Annotated in this window: 19 protein-coding genes; 4 read left to right on the top strand and 15 right to left on the bottom strand. The window is 50.6% G+C overall.

What is annotated here, in order from left to right; genetic code table 11:
* A partial coding sequence (locus KZZ10_RS10625) for a hypothetical protein (protein WP_259661493.1) occupies nt 1-206 on the top strand: 206 nt, incomplete at its 5' end.
* A gap of 28 nt (nt 207-234) precedes the next feature.
* Here KZZ10_RS10625 and KZZ10_RS10620 read toward each other — a convergent pair.
* Nucleotides 235-1,725, bottom strand: a complete 1,491-nt coding sequence (locus KZZ10_RS10620; RefSeq protein WP_311133555.1) for a M81 family metallopeptidase — start codon at nt 1,723-1,725, stop codon at nt 235-237.
* Nucleotides 1,726-1,767: 42 nt separating this feature from the next.
* Nucleotides 1,768-2,997, bottom strand: coding sequence for an MFS transporter (locus KZZ10_RS10615; protein WP_259661491.1), 1,230 nt, complete (start codon nt 2,995-2,997; stop codon nt 1,768-1,770).
* A gap of 159 nt (nt 2,998-3,156) precedes the next feature.
* Here KZZ10_RS10615 and KZZ10_RS10610 point away from each other — a divergent pair, with 159 nt between their 5' ends.
* Nucleotides 3,157-4,668, top strand: coding sequence for a TRIC cation channel family protein (locus KZZ10_RS10610; protein ID WP_259661490.1), 1,512 nt, complete (start codon nt 3,157-3,159; stop codon nt 4,666-4,668).
* Between the two features lie 23 nt (nt 4,669-4,691).
* Here the strand turns inward: KZZ10_RS10610 and KZZ10_RS10605 are convergent, their stop codons facing one another.
* Nucleotides 4,692-5,270, bottom strand: a complete 579-nt coding sequence (locus KZZ10_RS10605) for a hypothetical protein (protein WP_259661489.1) — start codon at nt 5,268-5,270, stop codon at nt 4,692-4,694.
* 26 nt (nt 5,271-5,296) lie between these two features.
* Nucleotides 5,297-6,268, bottom strand: coding sequence for a tripartite tricarboxylate transporter substrate binding protein (locus KZZ10_RS10600; RefSeq protein WP_259661488.1), 972 nt, complete (start codon nt 6,266-6,268; stop codon nt 5,297-5,299).
* 120 nt (nt 6,269-6,388) lie between these two features.
* Between KZZ10_RS10600 and KZZ10_RS10595 the strand changes: the two genes are divergently transcribed.
* Entirely contained in the window at nt 6,389-7,819 is a 1,431-nt protein-coding gene (locus tag KZZ10_RS10595) for an MmgE/PrpD family protein (RefSeq protein WP_259661487.1), read from the top strand.
* A 67-nt stretch (nt 7,820-7,886) separates the two neighbouring features.
* Here KZZ10_RS10595 and KZZ10_RS10590 read toward each other — a convergent pair whose 3' ends face one another.
* The 5 genes from KZZ10_RS10590 to KZZ10_RS10575 are packed head-to-tail and all read right to left on the bottom strand — an operon-like array spanning nt 7,887 to nt 13,728.
* A complete protein-coding gene (locus KZZ10_RS10590) occupies nt 7,887-11,111 on the bottom strand; it encodes a type 2 lanthipeptide synthetase LanM family protein (RefSeq protein ID WP_259661486.1) in 3,225 nt (1,074 codons plus the stop codon).
* A 60-nt stretch (nt 11,112-11,171) separates the two neighbouring features.
* The gene (locus tag KZZ10_RS10585; protein WP_259661485.1) at nt 11,172-11,897 is read right to left on the bottom strand and encodes an NAD(P)/FAD-dependent oxidoreductase; all 726 of its coding nucleotides are present in this window, start codon (nt 11,895-11,897) and stop codon (nt 11,172-11,174) included.
* Entirely contained in the window at nt 11,840-12,169 is a 330-nt protein-coding gene (locus KZZ10_RS15470) for an FAD-dependent oxidoreductase (protein ID WP_375372556.1), read from the bottom strand. Before KZZ10_RS15470 ends, KZZ10_RS10585 begins: the two co-directional genes overlap by 58 nt.
* The gene (locus KZZ10_RS10580) at nt 12,156-12,740 is read right to left on the bottom strand and encodes an alpha-ketoglutarate-dependent dioxygenase AlkB family protein (RefSeq protein ID WP_259661484.1); all 585 of its coding nucleotides are present in this window, start codon (nt 12,738-12,740) and stop codon (nt 12,156-12,158) included. Before KZZ10_RS10580 ends, KZZ10_RS15470 begins: the two co-directional genes overlap by 14 nt.
* 1 nt (nt 12,741) lies before the next feature.
* Nucleotides 12,742-13,728: a Bug family tripartite tricarboxylate transporter substrate binding protein gene (locus tag KZZ10_RS10575; protein WP_259661483.1), complete on the bottom strand. Its 987-nt coding sequence runs from the start codon at nt 13,726-13,728 to the stop codon at nt 12,742-12,744.
* Between the two features lie 251 nt (nt 13,729-13,979).
* On the opposite strand from KZZ10_RS10575, the gene KZZ10_RS10570 reads away from it, so the two are divergent.
* A complete protein-coding gene (locus KZZ10_RS10570) occupies nt 13,980-14,930 on the top strand; it encodes a Bug family tripartite tricarboxylate transporter substrate binding protein (protein WP_259661482.1) in 951 nt (316 codons plus the stop codon).
* Nucleotides 14,931-15,234: 304 nt separating this feature from the next.
* Here the strand turns inward: KZZ10_RS10570 and KZZ10_RS10565 are convergent, their stop codons facing one another.
* The 6 genes from KZZ10_RS10565 to KZZ10_RS10540 form a co-directional block, all read right to left on the bottom strand.
* A complete protein-coding gene (locus KZZ10_RS10565; protein WP_259661481.1) occupies nt 15,235-16,539 on the bottom strand; it encodes a TRAP transporter large permease in 1,305 nt (434 codons plus the stop codon).
* A 20-nt stretch (nt 16,540-16,559) separates the two neighbouring features.
* Nucleotides 16,560-17,081 (bottom strand): TRAP transporter small permease subunit, encoded by a 522-nt coding sequence (locus KZZ10_RS10560; RefSeq protein WP_259661480.1) that lies wholly within the window; start codon nt 17,079-17,081, stop codon nt 16,560-16,562.
* A complete protein-coding gene (locus KZZ10_RS10555) occupies nt 17,078-17,845 on the bottom strand; it encodes an SDR family oxidoreductase (protein ID WP_259661479.1) in 768 nt (255 codons plus the stop codon). The genes KZZ10_RS10560 and KZZ10_RS10555 overlap by 4 nt, the downstream gene beginning before the upstream one ends.
* Nucleotides 17,845-18,900, bottom strand: coding sequence for a TRAP transporter substrate-binding protein (locus KZZ10_RS10550; protein WP_259661478.1), 1,056 nt, complete (start codon nt 18,898-18,900; stop codon nt 17,845-17,847). The genes KZZ10_RS10555 and KZZ10_RS10550 overlap by 1 nt, the downstream gene beginning before the upstream one ends.
* Before the next feature lie 67 nt (nt 18,901-18,967).
* Nucleotides 18,968-19,531, bottom strand: a complete 564-nt coding sequence (locus tag KZZ10_RS10545) for a VOC family protein (RefSeq protein WP_259661477.1) — start codon at nt 19,529-19,531, stop codon at nt 18,968-18,970.
* Between the two features lie 80 nt (nt 19,532-19,611).
* Nucleotides 19,612-20,709: a branched-chain amino acid aminotransferase gene (locus KZZ10_RS10540; RefSeq protein WP_259661476.1), complete on the bottom strand. Its 1,098-nt coding sequence runs from the start codon at nt 20,707-20,709 to the stop codon at nt 19,612-19,614.
* Nucleotides 20,710-20,723: the final 14 nt, after the last annotated feature.

Raw genomic sequence — 20,723 nt, 5'->3', positions numbered from 1 at the left:
TATCTCCGACAACAACTTTGGCGTTTGCCACAGGCCCGGGCTTTACCGTAAGTGCTGCACCAATGGCTCGAGATGCAGCCATTGTTGAAGTCGGTATCGGTGCCAGCCTTGGTGACTCAAGCCGCTTCAACCTCGTCTACTCCGCTACTCTGGCACGTCAATCCACTAGCCAAATGCTACAGGCGCAGTTGCAGTGGTCGTTTTAATAGTGATGACGTTTGGTCTCTGAGTACTTTATGGCCGAGTTCGAGTCGTTTTGGCAAGCTTGGTCCAGGGCAGATCAGCAGGGTCTGCAGCCATGGGCCCAGCCGCCTTGGCCACCAGAATATGCGATGCGATCGGTGTGAAATCTGCCCGAAAATGATTTGAGCTCTTCACGACTAGCACCTTCATTGTTTCGGGGTGCACGCCCAGCATTCTGAAGAGCTCACGATCTAGCAGTTGCTTTTTGCCGCTTGCGACTGCTACCAGTACGCCTTCAATTTCTAACAAGGCGCAGGGCCCTAGCGCGATGGTCGAGCCTGTCATCATCGGACCCTTGAGCGTGACTTTTCCGTCCGAGAGCGCTTTGACTTTAAAGCTACCCTGCACCGGTGGGTCGCTGGGTTGTCCGGTAAAGGTTGGCACCGCTGTACCAATTGCTGTCGTGATGGTGGCGCCTAAGCCTGCTTCGTGGGCCATGGTTGCTGTAGCGCTATCGAAAAGTAGGCCGAGCGCCACTTTACCGGGTAATCTTTTGCCGGCACCTTTTTCAAGTAAAGCGCGTAACAAACCGGTCGTATTACTGTCGCCACCTGCACCGGGATTATCTTGAGTATCTGCGATCACCACGGGTTTTTCATTTGTCTCACCGAGTAAACAAGCCCGTTCGACTGCATCGCGCGCGGAGAGCATTTCCAAAGCCCATTGGGTGGGTTCGCTTACGTTTTTGTATAGCCGCTGAACTGCTGCTTCGGCTCTATCTCCATATCCCCAAACCATCGGAGCGCACTCTTCAATGTCTGAAGCGGGAAACGCCATGCAGAAACTCAGAACTGTGTCGAATTCACGGTCGAGATCAGCGAGCTCCGCGTAGCGGGATTTTGCAGGTTCAAGCCAAGTGCTTTGCGCATTGAGGGGAATCAGATAGGGCAACCGACGGTAAGCGAGCGACTCTTTTTTACCGCGCTGTAGGCGTCGCTTTAAAAGCTTTGCGGCGAGTTCACCTGTCTTCGCCATGTCGACATGCGGATAGGTGCGATAAGAGGCGAGGGCATCGGCTTGCGCCAACATACGATGTGTCACGTTTGCGTGTAGATCTAAGCTTGCAACAATGGGAAGATTTGGTCCGACAATCGCTCGTATGCGTGCAATGAGTTCACCCTCGGTATCATCAAGGTGCTCAGCGACTGCCGCGCCGTGTAGATCAAGATAGACAACATCAAACCCGCCTACACGGATATCGGTCAAAATCGAATCGCTAATACGCTCAAATGCATCTCGTGTGACATGTGCAGAGGGGATCGCGCCGCACCAGGAGCCAGGTAATAGTTGCCATCTTTCGAGCCGTGCCACTTCCATAAAGCCAGCAATCGGAATATTCACATCGCGCAAACTATCTAGCATCGGTTGGCCTTTTATGAAGGCCGGGAAGGATTCTCCACGATTAAAAGCGGCCCAGTCCGCTTTGGTTGGAGCGAAGGTATTCGTTTCATGCTGATAACCGGCGACGTAGATCTTCAATATTGCGCTCCCATTGGGCTGCTTAAGTGATGGTGATGTTAAATTCTAACGCCGCCCGCCCGCCATTTTGGTGGCCTCGGGTTGTCGTCGTAGCGTCAGCATGCTGAGTGCGCCTAACAAGGGACCGATCGCGAGCACGATAAAGGCGTAGCGCCAGCCAACTAATTCGGCTGCTTGTCCGATAAACCAGATTGACCCGGCAGTAAGAAGAAAGCCCAAACTCGTTTGTATGGTCAAGACAGTTCCTATCAAGCGCGGGTCAGCAAGCTCGGCCGTCGCCGCTGAAAATTGTGCCGAATCGGCGACAACGGTCATCCCCCATATCGCCGCAATGACGAGCACCACTGTCGGACCAAGTTCTACAGAAAATCCAATGAGGAGTGCGCAGCCGCCGCTCAGCAAAAGCGCACCAATAGTTGTTAGGGTACGGCCAAAACGATCGGCAAGCAGACCTGCAAGTAGGCAGCCAAGGGCTCCAGCAGCCATGACCAGAAATGTAATGAGTGATATTGAAGATTGACCGAGTTCCACTTGCATACCAGAGGCAGGGAGTGCCCAGACAAGAAAGCTGCCTAGCCACGCCCACATGGCATAGAGCTCCCACATGTGACCGAGGTAACCTCCTTGTGCGAGGAGAATTGGCTTGTTATGCAGGAGGGACTTGAGATCCGACCAGTGAAATGTGGTTGACTTGGCATGTTTAGGTCCAAGTTGCACGAAGTGAATAGAGATTGCAGCAATGAGCGCACAACCGCTAGCCAGAGAAACTGGAACTTGCCAGCTCACACTTGCAAAGGCATAAAAAAGGTGAGGCATGGCAGAGCCTAGCGTTACCGCTCCAACCAAAGAGCCCATCAGTAGGCCCATGTTTCCTGCGGCCCAACCAGCAGCGAGTTTCATGCCGACCGGATAGATACCCGCCATGCAGACACCCGTGGCAAACCTTAAAACAGGGGCAGTCGGATGATCCAGGCCATAGGCTAGCAACGCTCCATTTAACATTGCGCCGAGTACTGCGGCAGCAGAGAAAATTGTGCGGGAGTCAAAGCGGTCGGCCAGGCCAAATAGGGCGCTGGTTAGAGTCCCCGCGACAAAGCCAAGTTGAACAGCAGAGGTCAGGGCCGCAGCGGCATTGACCGAAATCTGCTCTGCGTCTAACAGGCTCGGCACCGCAGCGGAAGCAGAGAACCATAAGGCCATCGCTGCTATCTGACATATGACAATCAGACAGACGGAAAGTCTACGGACATTCGCGGCAATACTAGGGTTGTACAAGATTCAAACACTTTGCGACGGAAGTCTCAGGAGCATACCGCTATTTTTTGTTCAAAGCATAGTTTTAATGGACTATGCTTAAGACTCAACGTATGCAGGACCCAAACTACCGAATTATCTGGATAAGCGATGAGTGACGAAGCGGGAAGGTGTTTGTCTGTGCGGAAATTGCAGAATATTCTGTGTGGCCTGCTTTTTATGCTGGTCGCTTTTCCTGCTTTAGCGCAGCAAGAGTCAAAGATCTTGAGAAGCGGATGGTATCAATGGGATCCTTATCAATACGAGGTTGTTAAGAGCGAACTTAAGCATTTGACCGGTCTGGATGTCCAGTTGCTCAAAGCCATCTTTGGCAAGATGGGTTACGAGCTACAGATTGATCCGGTCGGTTGGAGACAACATCAGGAGGACTTAAAAGACGGTAGGCGCGATATCGCAGGTGGCGCGTTTAAAAGTAAAGAGCGCGAGATGTATGCCTACTATTCGATGCCCTATCGTTCAGAAAAAGACATGTTGTATGTACGAAAGGACGAGCAGCAGAAATTTAAATTCAATACTGCAGCTGAGCTCGTCAAGAAGCTGGAGTCTGGATCGTACAAACTTGGCGTTATTGATGGATATTTTTATGGCACGCCGTTGATGCAATACATCAATGATCCCAAGAATGCCGGTAAGATCGTCAAGGTAAAAGACGATAAGGAAAACTTCACTAATTTGTTAGAACATAAGATTGACGCTTTCCCGATTGATCATCTCGTCGGCGCAACTTTGGGCTGGCGGCATGGCTGGCAAAAGCAGGTCGTAGAAATGCCAAATCCTGTATTCGAGGATTCTATCCACGTTTTATTTAGCAAGAAAACGACGACCCCTGAATTGGTCGAGCGCTTTAATCAAGCACTACTGCAGATGCAGAACAGTGGCGAATACAACGAAGTGATGCGAGATTACCTGTTACCCGTTTTGCTAGGCCAAACGGCGGGGCAGACATGGTTCTTTATCATTGGACTTCTTGGAACAATCGCTTTTGCCATATCAGGCGTGCTACTGGCGCGCGAGGGTAAATACAGCTTGTTCGGCGCACTCGTTATAGCAGCACTCCCCTCAGTTGGTGGCGGAGTGCTGCGCGATATTTTGATTAACCGTGAGACGTTATCGGTAGTAGCGTCACCAGTTTATTTGGCGACGATCTTTGCGACGGTGATGTTTTTTTATTTTGTTTTTCAATTAGATGATTGGTATCGTCGTAAGAAAAAAAATGCGCCTGACCATGAGCATATGTTCATTGGCCGGATATCCAACCATGCAGCGATTACATTTTTTGATGCCTTAGGGCTATCGACATTCGCTGTTGTAGGTGTGATCGTTGCGGTTGAAGCGAAGATTCAGCCGTTATGGATGTGGGGCCCACTATTGGCGGCTCTAACAGGCGCTGGCGGTGGGATTTTGAGAGACGTGATTCGCGCCGACGCTGATAACCCGGGACTCAAAGGATCCTTCTACGCTGAGGTTGCCTTGATTTGGGGATTGGTACTGTCACTGTTTCTAAACTGGTACTCGTTTTTACCTAAATATGAGCTGATTCATTTGACCGCTGCAGTCGTAGGTGTGATTTTGGGTGGCTTAGCAACGCGGATTGCCGTGGTGTATTTCAAAATACGCAGCCCAATGTATTGAACACCGTCATTTAATCTGCAGCTTCACTTGGTTGCTAAGCCCGCATTGAAAACATTTTTGTCTTTAATGTTTGAGCATTCGTTTCTACCATTTCTGCATAACGCTGCTCGTTTGTTATAGAAGTACATCATCTCTTTGTTGTAAAACAGGGCGGTCCACCGGTTCATCAGCTCGACGTCGACGTCGGGCGCAAAGCGCGGTATCCACGCGCGCAAGCGTGCAGTACTCTCTTCGATCAAATGAACGCCTTTGTAGTTGCCGTGTAAGCCTACGGTAGAGTCATCACCTTCGAGTTTTCGTGTCACACCACCAAGCCACATCCGTGAGCAGGAAGACAAGCAAAATCCTTCGATACTTGTAGAGATCTTATTTTTTCGGATTGTTTCTCCGATGCAGTAACCGGTATTTGCATTGCCGCCATTTGAGTTGCTGAGTACGACTAGCTCGATTTTAGTTTCACTGATAATTTGCTTTAGCTTGTCGCATTCGCCTCCTACGACTGGCCCTGACAGTCGGACTGTTGTGCCCACAACAGAGATATCCATCGCGGCAGAAGATTGGCAAAACAACACCATCAATAAGGCGATCATTGGTTTAAGCATATTCGTCATCTACGAGGTCAAAGCGTCTAGTTCAGTGTTGCCTTCGCTGACTGAATCACTTCCCCCCACCTTTTTAATTCGCTTTGGTTGAAGGCCGAAAATTGCTCCGGTGTACTTTGAAATACTTCAAAACCAAGCTTGCGAAAACGCTCAATGGCAGCCGCAGTTTTCAAGACTTGGTTTGTTGCTTGATTAATCTGCGCGACAACGTTTTGTGGTGTAGCGGCTGGAGCATAAAGGCCGTACCAACTCTCGACATCAAAGCCGGGTAGTCCGGATTCGGCAATCGTGGGAATGTCTCCAAAGAGTTCGGCACGTTGCGCACTTGTAATCGCGAGTGCGCGTAATTTGCCTGTTTTAGCGTGAGCTAATCCTTCGATACCGGCAAACATAAGCTGCGTGTCACCTGCCAGCAGTGCAGTGATCGCTGGCCCACCCCCCTGGTACGGTATGTGTTGCATCGAAGTGCCGGCCATCATATTAAAGAGGGCGCCCGCGAGGTGGACGCTCGTACCGACACCAGATGACCCGTAATTTAACTTCCCAGGTTGTGCTTTTGCGAGTGCAATGAGTTGGGTAACACTTTGTGCTTGAACGGATGGATGTAGCAGCAATACCAAAGGAGCTAACGAAATCTTGGCTACGGGTGCAAATGCCGTGGCGGTGTCAAACGTTAAGTTTTTATAAAGTGTGGCGTTTATTGCGTGTGCTGGGGATGCCAGTAGCAGTGTGTAGCCGTCCGCCGGCGCTCGTGCTACGGTTCCGGTGCCAATTGTTGAACCGGCGCCACCGCGATTTTCAATGACAACAGGCTGTTTCCAGTGTTCACTAAGTAACTGACCGAGAATGCGGGCATTTGCATCTACCGCACCCCCCGGTGGGTATCCCACGACGATTTTGACTGGGCGATTTGGAAAATCCTGGGCCGAAACATGCGCGGCGCACAAGAGCGAAGCTATTATCCAAAGTATTGTCTTTCCGGTGTTGCGTATCGTCATGATTCATCCACTTTTTGAAATACAACGGCTAAGCTCTGGATTGATAATAGTCGCGATGCCAAAATATTTCTAGTTTTGTGCGACCAATAAGTTGAGACCCACTCCTAAGGAGCAAGCGCTGTGGCGATAAATGAGACAAGTTTAGGGGCGACGAGCCTGGATACGAGCTTCACAGATGGTCTGGTTGAATTTTGCCGTAGTTTGCGTGGGCGACAGCTTTCAGCCGAGGCAGTGCGTCGCTCTACAGATGCAATCACAGACACATTGGCGTGCATGGCTTTGGGGACGGCCCAGGAACTTGAGCCTAAATTGCGTCGAGCCCTATATGCACAACGGACGATTTCGCAACTATTAAGCCAGCTAAGCACGGCAGAGTTACGTTTGGGATCGGCCGATGCGCTTGGGTCGGCGGCACTTTACTTAGGCACTCTTGCGCACGCAGCAGATTTTGATGACATCAGTCATCCCGCGTACTGCCACGCTAGCGCATTATTGTTGCCTGCGTTGCTTGTTCGGGGGGCAGTGCTGGGGGTCAGTGGTGACCAACTTATTCGCGCACATATTTTGGGTATTGAAACGCTCGGACAATTGGGCCGACGCTTAAACACAGCACACTACGAGCGTGGGTGGCACACCACTGGAACGTTTGGGGCAATCGGTGCGACGGCGGCGCTGAGTTTTCTAGAAAACTTTTCCGATGATCAAATGCGCGGGGCCTTGGGTGTGAGTGCATCCTTGGCGAGTGGCGTCCGTCAAAACTTTGGAACAATGACCAAGCCTCTTCATGCGGGCTTAGCGGCTCGCTCAGCCATCTTGGCTACACGTCTGGCTGAGCAGGATTTCACCTGTGCTGCCGACGCGATCGAAGGGAAGTTTGGTTTTCTGAAAGTGTTTGGTGGCACGGCACCAGCCAGTTACGCAAAGCCGTGGGGCCAACCGTTGGAGATTGAGACTGAAGCAGGAATTGGATTGAAGGCGTACCCCTGTTGTGCCGCAACACATCCGGCCATTGATGCCGCGCGTGCTCTGCGCGATGTATTAAATAGCCCCTCCGCCGAACAAATCAAGTCGGTGCGGGTAGGCGCTTCGCGCTTTGCGATGCAACCTTTGATCTACGATATCCCTCAGAGTGGTTTGGAGGGGAAGTTCAGTATGCGTTACTGCGTTGCCGCTGCATTGCTTGATGGCAATGTAAAGATCGGTACCTTTGCGCAGCCACAGATTAAGCGCGATAGCACAAGAGAATTGATGCCTAAAATCTCAGTGGAAATTGACCCGCTCGTTGCGGACGATCACGAATTTGCAGCAATCGTTGCGGTTGAGCTGATGTCTGGCCGACGCGAATCTGTCAGGGTTGATGTTGCTAGTGGCAAGCCCGGCAATTGGCTAACGGAAGAACTGTTGAAAGAAAAATTCTTTGATTGCATGGGTGCTGATCGGGCGGCAAGCCATGCCGCAAGCAATCTATTTAGAACGACTCGGGTTTTGCAGGATCAAACTAATGTCGTAAATATTTATGAGCCGTTATTACAAGTGCTTGGCCATACCTAATAAACACCATTTCTAGTTAGTGTCTCTTTGGTCCTCGTCGTTAAGCGACGGCACGCGGATAGATTGCTTATTCCCAAAGCAGGACATTTGGTAGCGTCCTGTCTAGTTTTCTGAGAATGGTGTATCCAACCCCGGATAGTCCTCGGAATAGCCCCAAATTGAATGGCAAGCTCGTGCCACCAGCCCAGCTGTAGCTTCCCGATTCCTGTCTATTGATAATGATTTGTGCCAGACGCTGATCTGACAAGTCGCTCAGTGCGGGATCCTTCAGCAGACGGCCGGCCTCGCCTAGTAACTCAATTGAGCCAAGCGTGCCACAACAAAGGGTGTCCGCCGGCTGCGGCCAGTTGGCAGTCGTGTTCTTAACAGCGTTACTAATGTCGTTCAAAACATTCGATAATCCAGAGCTATCCGTTTTAGTGTGTGCTACGCGGGCTAGGCCGATACCAACAGCTCCATGACACCACTGGCTTGGCCAGCTGCTGGTTTGCGAAGCGCTACGTAAATCTGGCCAGTTAAGTTGGAGTGCGTTGTAGCAGCTAGTCTCAAAGGCGCTGCACTCGTCAGCAGCTTGGGCGAAATCCTTGCGACCGCTCGCGCTTGCGAGAGCAGAAAGTGCAAAAGCAAAGCCAGCAGCACCGTGAGAAAAGCCAGTTAAACAATGGTCTCCCATACCAATCCCGATCCAACAACGCTGCCCAACCTCTCCTGTGCGTGGTGTACGTAAGAGATGATCGCCACAGGCGATCGCTTTGGCTAGGACACTGGGTGCTTGCGTCTTACGATAGAGCGCTAACAAACCGAGAATTGCACCAGCGCTTCCGCCGATGATGTCTAGCGAGCGGTCTGAGGCGATGACTTCGTTTGTGAATAAATTAGAGGCTGTCGTGGCATCCGCCAATATGGCAGAGTCATCTAAGAAGATCGCAATTTGCGTGAGTAGATAAACGACTGAGCCTAAGCCGCTTGCGCCACCAATACCCAGACTCCGTACCCATCTCAACGCCGACGGTTGGGTAATTTGCTGCCTCGTTGCAGCGATTGCTTTGATCGCGAGTTCGCGGCTTGCAGGGTCGTTAGTGTGCCGGCTGTACGCCGAAAGAAATAGGGCGATGCCGCCGGCACCGTTGTACAAATCGGGTCCAATGGTGACAAGTTGACCGACTTCCGAATCGCCGAGCCAGTCTAAGCCAAGCCAGGCAGCACTTTCATTTCGCACCGTGCCATATCGCTGAATATCCGAGACGATGTAACTAAGTTCTTCCAATAGCGCTACATCGTCAAACGGTTTTACTGCTTGTTTAAGTTTTCGACTAAATATGTAACGGTTTGAATCGGACGTATCGGATGTAGAAACGAACGACGTGCTGACGCGAATGATCTCAACTTGATGCGCGATCTCCGCTTCGCACCATTCATCAAAGCGTAAGGTCGCACGCTGTAGTCCAGGTATCGCATTAGTTTTGGTGCAATGTCCTGTGATGGCACTGAGCCTGTCCTCATCGCTTGGTGAAACAAAGTGAGGGACATTCAAATTAACTAAGGCCAGCCGCTCTGCCGCTTGCAGGGGCCAAATCAAATCTACTGCGCTATCCCAGTCGGCGAGTCGCGCTAGAAAGTCGGCTTGTGCGCTCCAAGTAATACCGTCGCCCATCTGACGATGATCTTTTAGTCGCTGCAACAGCATGTAATAAAAGCGAGTGTTGCGAATGACTTTGCGAACAGGCTTTTTTCTAAAAGGATTCAGAATATTTGTTGTCCCAATGGCATCGCGTTGCTTTAACAAAAATAACGAGTACTGCTCAAAACCTTCTATAAACTCGGTAAGGTAGTCTCCCAGTTGCGCATACTGTCCACCGATATGCGGCACATTAGGGATCTCGGTCGAGTCGTTTGGTGCTTGCATCCAGCGCATACCATCGGTGTTGATGCTTCTCCAGGAACCAATCGGTGCTGTGCTCTTTACGGCATTTAGGCCGCCCGCATCAAATACCTTGTTGTTCGGACTTTTGGTATAAGAGGGCAGCATACCGACCATGAGTACGGAGTTCGCTACACGCTGGTTTGTCACCATATGCGCTTCAGTCTTTGCCGTAGATTGCTCTGCTTCTGGCGTTGACGCTTGCAAAATCATTTCGAGATCAATTGGGACAGGGTGTGCGCCATGCGCCAAAATGTTTTCAAAGTGCATATCGCTACTTGCTAACAAATGGAAAATAGCGAGCCATGCACCAGAACGTCGATAAAACAGAGCGACATCTTGCTCAGAGTCGCAAGCTGTGTGCGGTATGAATTCGGTCCAACCATAGTCAGAGCATGAAATAGTCTTGACTGGCTTTAACTCTACCGGTGGTTTGCTCGCGTTAAATTGTTGAATTAATTCGTACCACGCAATATCTAGCCCTAAATCTTTTGGTTTGTAGACGACTTTACTATTATCTTCAAAGGTAATAATCTGAACCGAATGCCCAAAATTATGCGGATCGGATAGGTCGCCGCCAACAGCCTGTACCCTGACCTCGGCCGCCGATTTGGTGAGAGAGGCTTTGATCGTGTCAATGTCGGTGGCGAGGCGGTTGATCAATTCAGCTGTCGTGTCAATCCATTGTCGTGTGATCGTCGCCGTCAATCGGAGCAGCACGGGCTTGTCGGCAAAGATTGTTGCCAATTCGGATGCTCTGAGTTGCTCGATCAATGCATCGTAGTGAGTATGTCCCTTGCTTTCTGCAGAGGCTGGAAGCTTTCCATCTATAGAGTGTTTCTTTAAGAGAGCAACAAATTTACTGTACAGCAGTGGCCCATATAGTTCCGTCAGGAGTTTTAATAGCCCGACGCGTAAGTCCTTGGCTGCGTGATCATTGAAAAGTACACGTGCATTGTCAGAGGTAATGGCTTTAACTTTTGATTCAGCGGTCTGAACGAGCGCGTAAAACAATTGCTCGAACGGCTGAGCATTTTTATCGGTTAAAAATCCATCGCTGCAACTATAGGGGCCCGTTAGCGCCGTATAAATCCATTGTGCATCGATATACCAAGCTGGTTGCTGGGAGTTGGCGTGAGCCGCGACTTCGGAAAATTTCTGAATAACCGTTTCGAGCGATAAGCCATCGCGCTTGAGCCGAGTAAAAAATAATCCCCAGTCCCCGCTAGAGGCTGAGCGACACCACGCAGCTAGTCGCAAGCCTGCGCGGTCAGAGCTATCTTTTTGACCTATTGCTGCTTGGTAGTTTGAGCGCATCAATTCGTCAATTGATGCCGCAGTAATTAGGATTGATTTTGGGTCAAAACTCATTTCGTCTCGCAATCAGATATTAGGCAATCTTAGTTTGACTTTATCACGGGGAGTGTCCGGCTAAAGTGGACGGGATAAGTGGTTGGCTAAGAGATAACCGCTTAACCAAGCGCCTTCCACGCGGCCTCCATGTAACCAGTCACCGCACATGCCTAGTTGTACTTGACGATTCGCATAATAACCTGGTGCGGGCGTAGAAGAGCCGCTCGCGTAGCGCCAGCGATGAATTGAAATATCAGCAGTCGAACAATCTAGTCCCAGCTTTTTTGCGCAGGCTAGTATTTGTGCTGTGACTTCGCTTTTGTCTAACTCAATAAACTCTTGGCTCCAATTTGCATTTGCATGGATTGTCCAGGATTCGGCACCTTTACGATTGGGTTTTGATAGATTTCTTGTAACCCAGCTAATGAGCTCTTGGTTAACGAAGGCGGCGTCGAAGGCGACATTCTGTTTTTCTTTGAAGCGCGCCATGATTGTCCAGCAACCTTTCATGTTGGAGGCTTCAGTAAGCGTTTTGATATCTGGGTGAATATGCTGAGCCAGGGCAAAGGCTTGCGGCCCGGGAGTTGCTAGGATCAGTTCATCAAACGCTTGACCGATGTCGCCCGATTCTGCGCTGTGTAGATGCCATTTGCCCTCTTTATGATTGAGCGCATCGATGGTTTGACTGGAGTGAATGGTCAAATCTTGGGCTAATTGTTTAGCCGGCGCGTTCATCCCAGGGATACCTACATAGCGTATGTCTTTTGATTGCGATGTCTCCCATTGGTCCGCCTCGAAGACCATGAGCTTGGGCTCCAAGGGGCTGCCACCCCGCTCGCCAACCACTGCTCTACCTGTTTCATGAAAAGCGGGTCCCTGGCGGTGAAATATTGCGCGCCGTGATCAGCGGTCCAGTCATCGCCACGCTTTGTACTCATACGACCGGCGGGGCCACGGCCTTTTTCAAAAAGCTCGACACGATGTCCGAGTGATTTGAGACGAACTGCACAGCTCAGGCCGGCTATGCCAGCGCCAACGATGGCAATTGCTTTACTTGATGGTTTAGTGATGGTCATGCCTGATAGCTCTGAAGGTAAGATTGATACGAGGCGCAACAGCACGCTTCGTCTTGGTTAGGCTGTGCTGCCAAAACTGCTGTGTGGGTGTGTGCATCAGCAATACGCTGCCGTTTGCTAACGTAAGGGATACACTGGTTCTATCGGACTTATGTTTAAACGCGAACTTACGTTCGCCGCCAAAGCTTACAGACGCAATGGGCGCTGCTTGGTCCAATTCTTTCTCGTCATCGCTGTGCCAGCCCATGCCCTCGCTACCATCGTGATACAAATTGAGTAGACAAGAATTGAATTCGTGATGGGCGAGCGCTTCGATTCGTTGTTTGATCTCTAACAAGGCGGGTGTCCAGGTTTGTGGAAATTTTTTGACGCCCGAGTACGTGTAAGAACAGCCTGCATCGCCAACCCACGCTACCTTTCTTTTTGTGGTGATTAACTTTCCGAACATCATTAACTGATCTTCTTTCCAGTTAACCGTATCCAGTAACGAAGCAAATAAGGCGGCACAGCTGGTTTCGTCAAAGACTCCAGGAATATAGAGCCCGCTGCCGTCTTTAGGAAGAAGGTTCATCTCAGTCTGCACTAAGGTTATTTTCCTCGATGATTTTCCCGTAACGCTGTCGATCACTATTGATACGAGCCGCGAATTGCTCTGGTGTCATCGGCCAGGGCGTCGCGCCTTGGGTGATGAGCGTGTTCTTCGTATCAGGGAGTGCTAAGACTTCGCGTAGGTCCGCAGAAACCTTGTTGACAATTGCGACAGGCGTTCCTGCCGGCGCTAGCAGTCCAATCCATGAGCCAGTATCAAAACCAGCGTAGCCGCTTTCAGCAATCGTTGGCAGCTCTGGCAGTGCGGGCGAACGGTTTGCACTTGTCACGCCTAGGCCCTTGAGCTTGCCTGCTTTCACATGTCCGACGGACTCGAGTACGGTTCCAAAGTAAATATTGACGTGGCCAGCCATCAGGTCCAGCGCTGCGGGACCGCCGCCTTTGTAGGCAATGTGTAGCATTTTTGTTCCAGAGGCTTGCTGAAAAATCTCTCCCGCAAGGTGGGGAGCTCCGCCAGCGCCTGAACTGGCAAAGGTAATTTTTCCAGGCTCTTGTTTGGCGGCTTCGACAACATCCTTAATGTTTTGCCATGGCAGGGCAGGGGTGACCAGCATGACCAAAGGCAACTCGGCGATCATGCCGATCGGAGCGAATGCTTTGTCAGCGTCGTACGGCATTTTTTTGTAGAGCGCGGGGTTCACGGATTGTGTACCCACGTTGCCGACGAGCAGGGTATAGCCGTCTGGCTTTGCTTTGGCGACAACGTCAGCGCCAAGGCGACCCGCCGCACCGCCGCGGTTTTCAACAATCACCGGTTGTCCCCATTTCAGTGACAGCTTTTGGGCAACCAGTCGCGCACCGACGTCAGTGCCACCTCCAGGTGGAAACGGGACGACGATAGTGACTGGACGGGTTGGGTAGGTGTCTAACGACTGAGCGCTGGCGATTGACGCAGCAGCAGTCGCGATGCAGCCAAATAGAAGAGTGCGTAAGGTGGAGCGGATAGTCATAAGGTCTCCTTGTAGTGCGTCACGTGAAATTTCGGACGCGAAGTATGGGTGAGCGACCAAGCATTTATTACGTTATTTCCATCGATTGTATTTGTTCCGCTTCGCTTAGGGAGACACGCTTATTAAGATTGATCGCCATAGGGATACCCCTAGCACTTACTGGTGAGGATAGAGGCAATACTTTGAGACTACAACCCAACACGAGAACAAACATGATTTGTCTATTTCGACATGCTCTCATTACCTTTCAAATGCTTACTTTGAGCTTAGCCGCTGGCGCGGTGTTTGCGCAAACTGAAGCGTATCCCTCGCGACCTGTAAAGCTGATCGTACCGTTCGCACCGGGTGGATCTGCCGATATGCTGGCCCGTGTTTTAGCCGAAGGCTTGTCCAAAGGGCTTGGACAACAGGTTCAAGTAGAGAATAAGCCTGGTGCTACCGGAGTTATCGGTACGACGGAGGTCGCGCGTGCTAAGCCGGATGGACACACTTTGTTGTTAGGTTTCGATGGAACGCTCACCATCGCGCCATTCATCCAAAAGAATGTCGCTTTTAATCCGAGCAAAGACTTTGCGCCGATTTCCAAGCTCACTGATGTCGCTTTTGTTGTCGTCGTAAATCCTTCTATTCCTGCTAAGAATATGAAGGAGCTTGTCGCGTACTCAAAAGCGAATCCCGGCAAGCTTTCTTATGCTTCGCCTGGTGTGGGTAGCACCGCGCACATGCTGGGAGAACAATTACGACTAGAGGGCGGTTTAGACTGGGTGCATGTTCCTTACGGTGGTTCTGGTAGCGGAAAATTCATCATCGACGTGATTGGTGGTAGCACCCCCGCTGCGGTGATTTCAATTGCAGTTGCAGCGCCGTTCGTGCGTGATGGCAAAGTTACCGGAGTGGGCGTGCCCTCCGCGCAGCCCAACGCAGCGCTCCCTGCTGTGCCTACCTTTGCGCAAGCGGGGCTTGGGCAGTTCAACGTCGCGTCTTGGTTTGCCTTATTAGCGCCAGCGGGAACGCCTGTAGCGGTGGTCAGCAAGCTTAATACCGAAGTGGCCAAGGTGCTCGCAACAGATGCCTTTAAGACGCGTATGGCAGCGGCTGGCATGGATGTCACACCTTCCAGTCCGGCAGAGTTAGGTGCACTTATTTCGGCAGATTCAAAAAAGTGGGCTAAGGTGGCCGAACGTATTCCTAAAGCGGACTAGATGTATCGTGACAAAAAAATAGCGAAGGAGCTGTTACGTACCTTCGGAGGGTGCGGAATTTAATTTGACGGGAAAGCCCCAATGATTCCGCACGGCTATCTTTTGAAATGCCGGAACAGGCGGCAGTATTTCGCAGCCTCGTGCAGACAGCAGTTATTTGATCGATGCCTGGGACTGACTCATTTGTCTGTGAGCTGTTTCGGCAGCGGCGGTCCGTTTCAGGGTCGTCAGTCTGCAATGTTTATTCGGCGTCGCGGGCTTCTTGATGCCTTCGATACGGCGCCAGGATCCATTGCCGACGCTGTTATTTCGTCATCAGGCTTGGTAAAAAAGTCGCAATCGATGGAAACAAGATAATGGTTAACAAGCCGATTAGCATGATGCCGACAAAGGGGGCTGCACCCAGCATGATATCGGTCATCGTGATGTCATCGGCTACGATTCCTTTTAGCACGAATAGATTGAGTCCAACGGGCGGGGTAATCATTCCGATTTCAACTGCGATCGTTACTAGGACTCCAAGCCAGATTGGATCAAAACCTAGCTGCTGCAATACTGGAAATGCCAGCGGTAAAGTGATCACCATCATGGAAGCTGGGTCCATGACGCAGCCCAATAAAAGAAGGCCTCCGATGTAAAAAGCCAATACCATCCATGGTTCGAAGTTAGCTGCCAAAACTGCCTCAACCATCCCATGTGCGATACCAAGTCGTGACACTACAAACCCAAAAAAACTCCCAAATATAATTAACATCATTAGCATCGTTGTGGTTTGGGCAGTGCGCATGAGGACCTTGTTCAATCCTTTAAGTCGCATGTCGACGCGGTGAATAGTAAGCAACAATGCCCCCGCTGCGCCAAGTGCAGCAGCCTCTGTGGTGGTAGCAGCTCCTGTATAGATCGAACCCATCACCACTATGAATAGCAGCAAGATCGGGAAAATACCTCGTAGGGAACCGAACCTGTCTCCCCATGAAGGGCGGATGGCTAAGGGCCTAGCAGTCCCTTCTCGCATGCTATAGACAACCGAGTAGATGATCATCAGTGTCGCTAAGAAAAATCCAGGAAGAATGCCGGCAATAAAAAGCGAACCAATCGATGTCTCTGTGAGAATCCCATAAATAACCATGACAACACTGGGAGGTATCAATATCCCGAGCGTACCGCCTGCAGCGACCACACCGACAGCGAGACGTTTTGAGTGGCCAGCTTTGCGAATCTCGGGAACTGCGGCATAGCCGATCGCCGCCGCCGTGGCAGGACTAGAGCCAGAAATGGCTGAAAAGGCGGTGCACGCAACGACAGTGCTGACCGGTAACGCCCCTGGCATCCAACTGAACCACTTCGTTGCTGACAGAAATGCTTTTTCTGCGATATCTGAGTGAGAGACAAGCGCCGCCATCAATACAAAAAGTGGTGCGACCAAAAATAAATGACTAGTCGATATGGAAAAGCTGATTCTAGCCATCTGAATCAGCATATTCGGGCTTAGGAAGACGGCCACCATGATCGATGCGGTGATGCCCATCGCAAATGCCACCGGAATACCAAGAAGCAAAAGGCAAATAAGAATGCTAAAAAGCGTGATTGTTAAGCCGAGCCATTCCATATTTTTCTCGCTAGATTAAGTCAGGCAGACTTGTTTGCACTATTTGTCGCGATATTTCCAATCAGCAATATGGCTTGCGCAAGGAGCGTGAGTGCTACACCAAATGGCATCGCCCACTGGATAGCGGCCACAGGCCAAGCTAGCGTTGTTTCATCAATGCGACCACGTGATAAGGAGTCGTGAAAAACGGTCCAAACCTGTTCGAAAAAAAACCATAAAAAAATCAAACAGGCGATGTCAGCAAGCACGCGAGTAACGTGTGCGGTTTTGCCGGGAAACCATTCTTGAATGATGTCGACTCTGACATGCACGCCTTCTTGGAGTGCGTTACTGATTGCTAAGAAAACAACAAAGCACATCAAGTAGGAAGAAACGGTAAAAGACCATGTATCAGGGGCGTTCAACACGTAGCGTGTAAAGACCCCGTAACAGCTAATTAGAGTGATCAGTAATATTATCCAGCCAGAAACATAAGCCATTAAATTATTGAAGCGGGTGATCCAGGTAATCGCGGTTGTCAGAGACCTTGACTGAGCAATCATAGGCCTCCCGCCACATCTATTGTGGTGCCGGTTATATAACAAGGCGCATCTAACAGCGCCCACACCACTACGTCGGCTATCTCTGATGGATGCGCAGCCCTGCCAATCGGCGTAACCGTCGAGAACTTTTCAATACGACCAGGCCCTCCCGCCTGCGCATGCAGTTCGGTGGCAACACCGCCAGGGGCGACACCGATGACTTGGACCCCTTCTTTAGCGACTTCGCGTGCGAGGCCAAGGGTGAAAGTGTTCAGTGCAGCCTTAGAAGCCGCATAGTCAACCCAATCGTTAGGGCTTCCTGTCCGCGCGGCAATTGACGATACATTGATAATCTTTCCGCCCTTGCCGCCATGGGCGGTGGATAGCTGCTTCAAGGCGTGCTGTGCGCAGAGTATCGGGCCAATTACGTTGACATCGAAGGTCTTATGCAAGGTTTCTAGGTCAACATTAGAAATCTTGCGTCCAACCTGTCCGACATATCCTGCGTTATTGACTAGACCGCCAAGGACACCAAATTTGTCTTGAGCAAACTTGAACATCTTTTCGATGTCGGCGGGGTGGCCGACATCAGCCTTGATGGCAGCGCATTGATAGCCCTCGGCTTGCAATCGGGCGACCAAGGCATTTGCCTCGGAGTCGCGAGAGACGTAGCTAAAGCAGACTGGGACATCACGTTTGGCGAGTTGCTCTACTACTTCTGCGCCAATCCCTCGCCCGCCTCCCGTGACAATGATCACATCTTTTCTTGGCTTGTCTGTGCTCATTATGGGCACTCTTGCATTGGTCCCGCTGTTGGGCGAGCTGATACTTGTCCGCGATACTTGTTAATCAACGCGATTAGGCGCTTGCCGTCAGATGAAGCCTTGGGCTCGATTTCAACCTTAAATACATCGTTTGCAGCAGCAATCAGGCGATCGAATTCAGCTTGTTTTGGAACACACATTCTTGCGCCGGCAGCACTCAGTTTATCCATTGTTGAAAGATAGACCTTGGAATATTCAGCGATACCCCAAGCCATCGTTTCCTCGCCTACGGCATACATAACTTTGCGGTCAGCTTCAGATAAGCGCTTCCAAGCAGCATTCGATACGTTGATCGTTCCGAAGGCGATAGAGTGGTCAATACGTGTAATGAACTTAGCAGGCTCGTACAGTTTTAATGAGAGTACCCCGTTATAAATCATCAGGGTGCAGTCAACCGTACCTAAATTCAAAGCAGTGTATAAATCGGAAGGTGGAAGCACCACGGGACTGCCACCCCAGCGTTTAATTGTCTCTGCTTGCCAACGTCCGGCAGTCCTGATTTTGACGCCCTTCCATTTTTCAGCGCTACTCACGAAGTCCTTGCTGCAGGTCACCGGATCGGGCAAGAGCACGGGTGGAGCAGAAACTACGCGAGAGCCACGCTTTTCATAAATGGCATCTAAGATAGGCATAGCTTCTTTGTTAAACGCGGACAAGCCTTGCACGTCGAGCGGGAAGCTGAAAGGAACATCTAAAGGCGCTAAGTCAATAATTTCGCCAGAAACGTAAGGCGTAAACGAAAGCGCAGCATCGACCACTCCATCTTTCATGCCGTCGACCATCTTGTTACCCACTAAGCTGCCAGCCCAATGAATCCGAAATTTAATGCGTCCATTAGTTTTCTCCGTGACACCATCGGTCCAGCGTTTGACAAGCTGAGAAGAGAAATCGGTCTCGGGGAATGCTGTCGCAAACTGAAGGGTCTGAGCCTGAGCGTTGCATGAAAAAATTGTCAACGCAGCAACAGAGCTAGTTAACCATTGTGCTACTTTTTTATATGATTTTGCGCTAGTCATATTTGTCTCCATTTTGTTAGATGTCTATGAATCTATTTGTGATTCATTAGATTTTTGCTTTTAGTGTTTACTTCAACTGCGAAACAATTGTCTCAAGCTTTCTTGCAGGATTCGTCCCATCCCAATTGAGAGATGCTTGCTGCATGAGTAATAAAAACTGATCTTGCATATCATTAACCTCGATCACCTCTAGCATGCCAGGCATGTCTGTGGTTGTGTCGAAATAAGCAAAACGAATGCCGCGAGGCGTTGAGCCTTCGAAGGCAAGTTCGTAGCCCATTTTCTGAAAACGGGCTACTTCTTTTTCAAACGTTCGCGTTGCAAGTCCTAAATGATGATATCCATAGCCGCGTTTGTTGATGACGTCACGGTAGACTGAAGGCTTGTCATCCAACGGTTGGATCAGCTCAAAGCACATATGTCCGGAAAACCCTAGCGCCAGACCCATCTTCATTTCGGTGGGTTGGCCCTTATATTTTGCCGTTTTCAGTGCGTATTCGTCTGAATAAAACCATGGGCCAATGTTGTATTTCTCTCCGAAGTCTTTCATGCCCTGATGAAGATCTTCCACCACGTAAGCCACTTGCGCTATGCCGCCTAGCGGTTGACCGAAACTCGTTTCTGTCTTCATCTAACGCCTCCTTACACCGCGATTGTTGAATTTTTTTACGCAATCCAAACTAACACGGGACAAACGCTACCGTCAATGGGTCACGCTAGCCTCACCATCCATTTGTTCGTATCTGGTACCAAGCCATATTGGATATCGATGAGTTGCTTGCGTAGACTTAGCGTGATGGGGCCGGCAGCTTGAGCGTCGAGGCGATAGTTGAACTGATCGCTTTTTAGTGCGTTGATCGGGAAAATTAATGCTGCTGTTCCACAGGCAAAAATTTCTGTAACTTGCCCGCTCGCCAGACCATCGCGTACTTCGTTTAGGCTAACCAAACGCTCTTGGACGTCATGTCCAGAGGCCCGAGCAAGCGCAATGACGCTTGCTCTTGTTACGCCGGGCAAAATACTGTCTGACAACGCGGGCGTGACAAGTGTTCCGTTTTTAAGGACAACAAAAATGTTCATGCCGCCAAGCTCTTCGAGATATTGGCCGTGCTCAGCATCGAGGAAGAGCACCTGTGGACAACCGTTCCGGCGCGCTTCATTTAAGGGGGCGAGTGAACCCGCATAGTTGCCTGCGCATTTGGCATAGCCGGTGCCGCCTTTGGCTGCCCGGGTACGCTGGGTTGATACCCAAATCGGTACTGGTGAAACACCGCTGGCAAAGTAGGGCCCCGCAGGGCTACCAATGACGTAGTAGGCAACCTTATCCGCACCGCGCACGCCCAAGAAAGTCTCGTTTGCGATCATAAACGGGCGAAAGTAGAGGCTGCTTTCTGGGGTGTTGGGCACCCACTCCTTATCGAGCTGTACCAGCTCTTTTAACGACTGAACAAATAAGTCTTGTGGTAGCTCGGGTAGTCCAAGTCGCTCAGCACTATTGATGAAACGTTGTGCGTTTAGCTCAGGCCTAAAGGTCCAAATCGAGCCGTCTGGATGTTGATAGGCTTTGAGCCCCTCGAAGACAGCTTGTGCGTAATGTAATACAAGCGAGGCTGGATCTAGGGTGAGCGGTGCGTAGGGAATAGCTCTGTGGTCATGCCACCCTTGGCTTACGTCCCAGTCGATTGCGACCATATGGTCAGAGTAGTGTTTCCCAAACCCAGGGTTGTTCAGTATGGTCTGGCGTGTGAAAATAGGCGTTGGTGTGGCTGAGCGTGCTTGATGAAACTGCGCGTTCACAGAAGTCTGCATGGTGATTTTCTAGA

This window comes from Zwartia hollandica (assembly GCF_019923725.1).
Taxonomy (GTDB): Bacteria; Pseudomonadota; Gammaproteobacteria; order Burkholderiales; family Burkholderiaceae_B; genus Zwartia; species Zwartia hollandica.
This window is presented reverse-complemented; position numbering and strand designations above follow the sequence as displayed.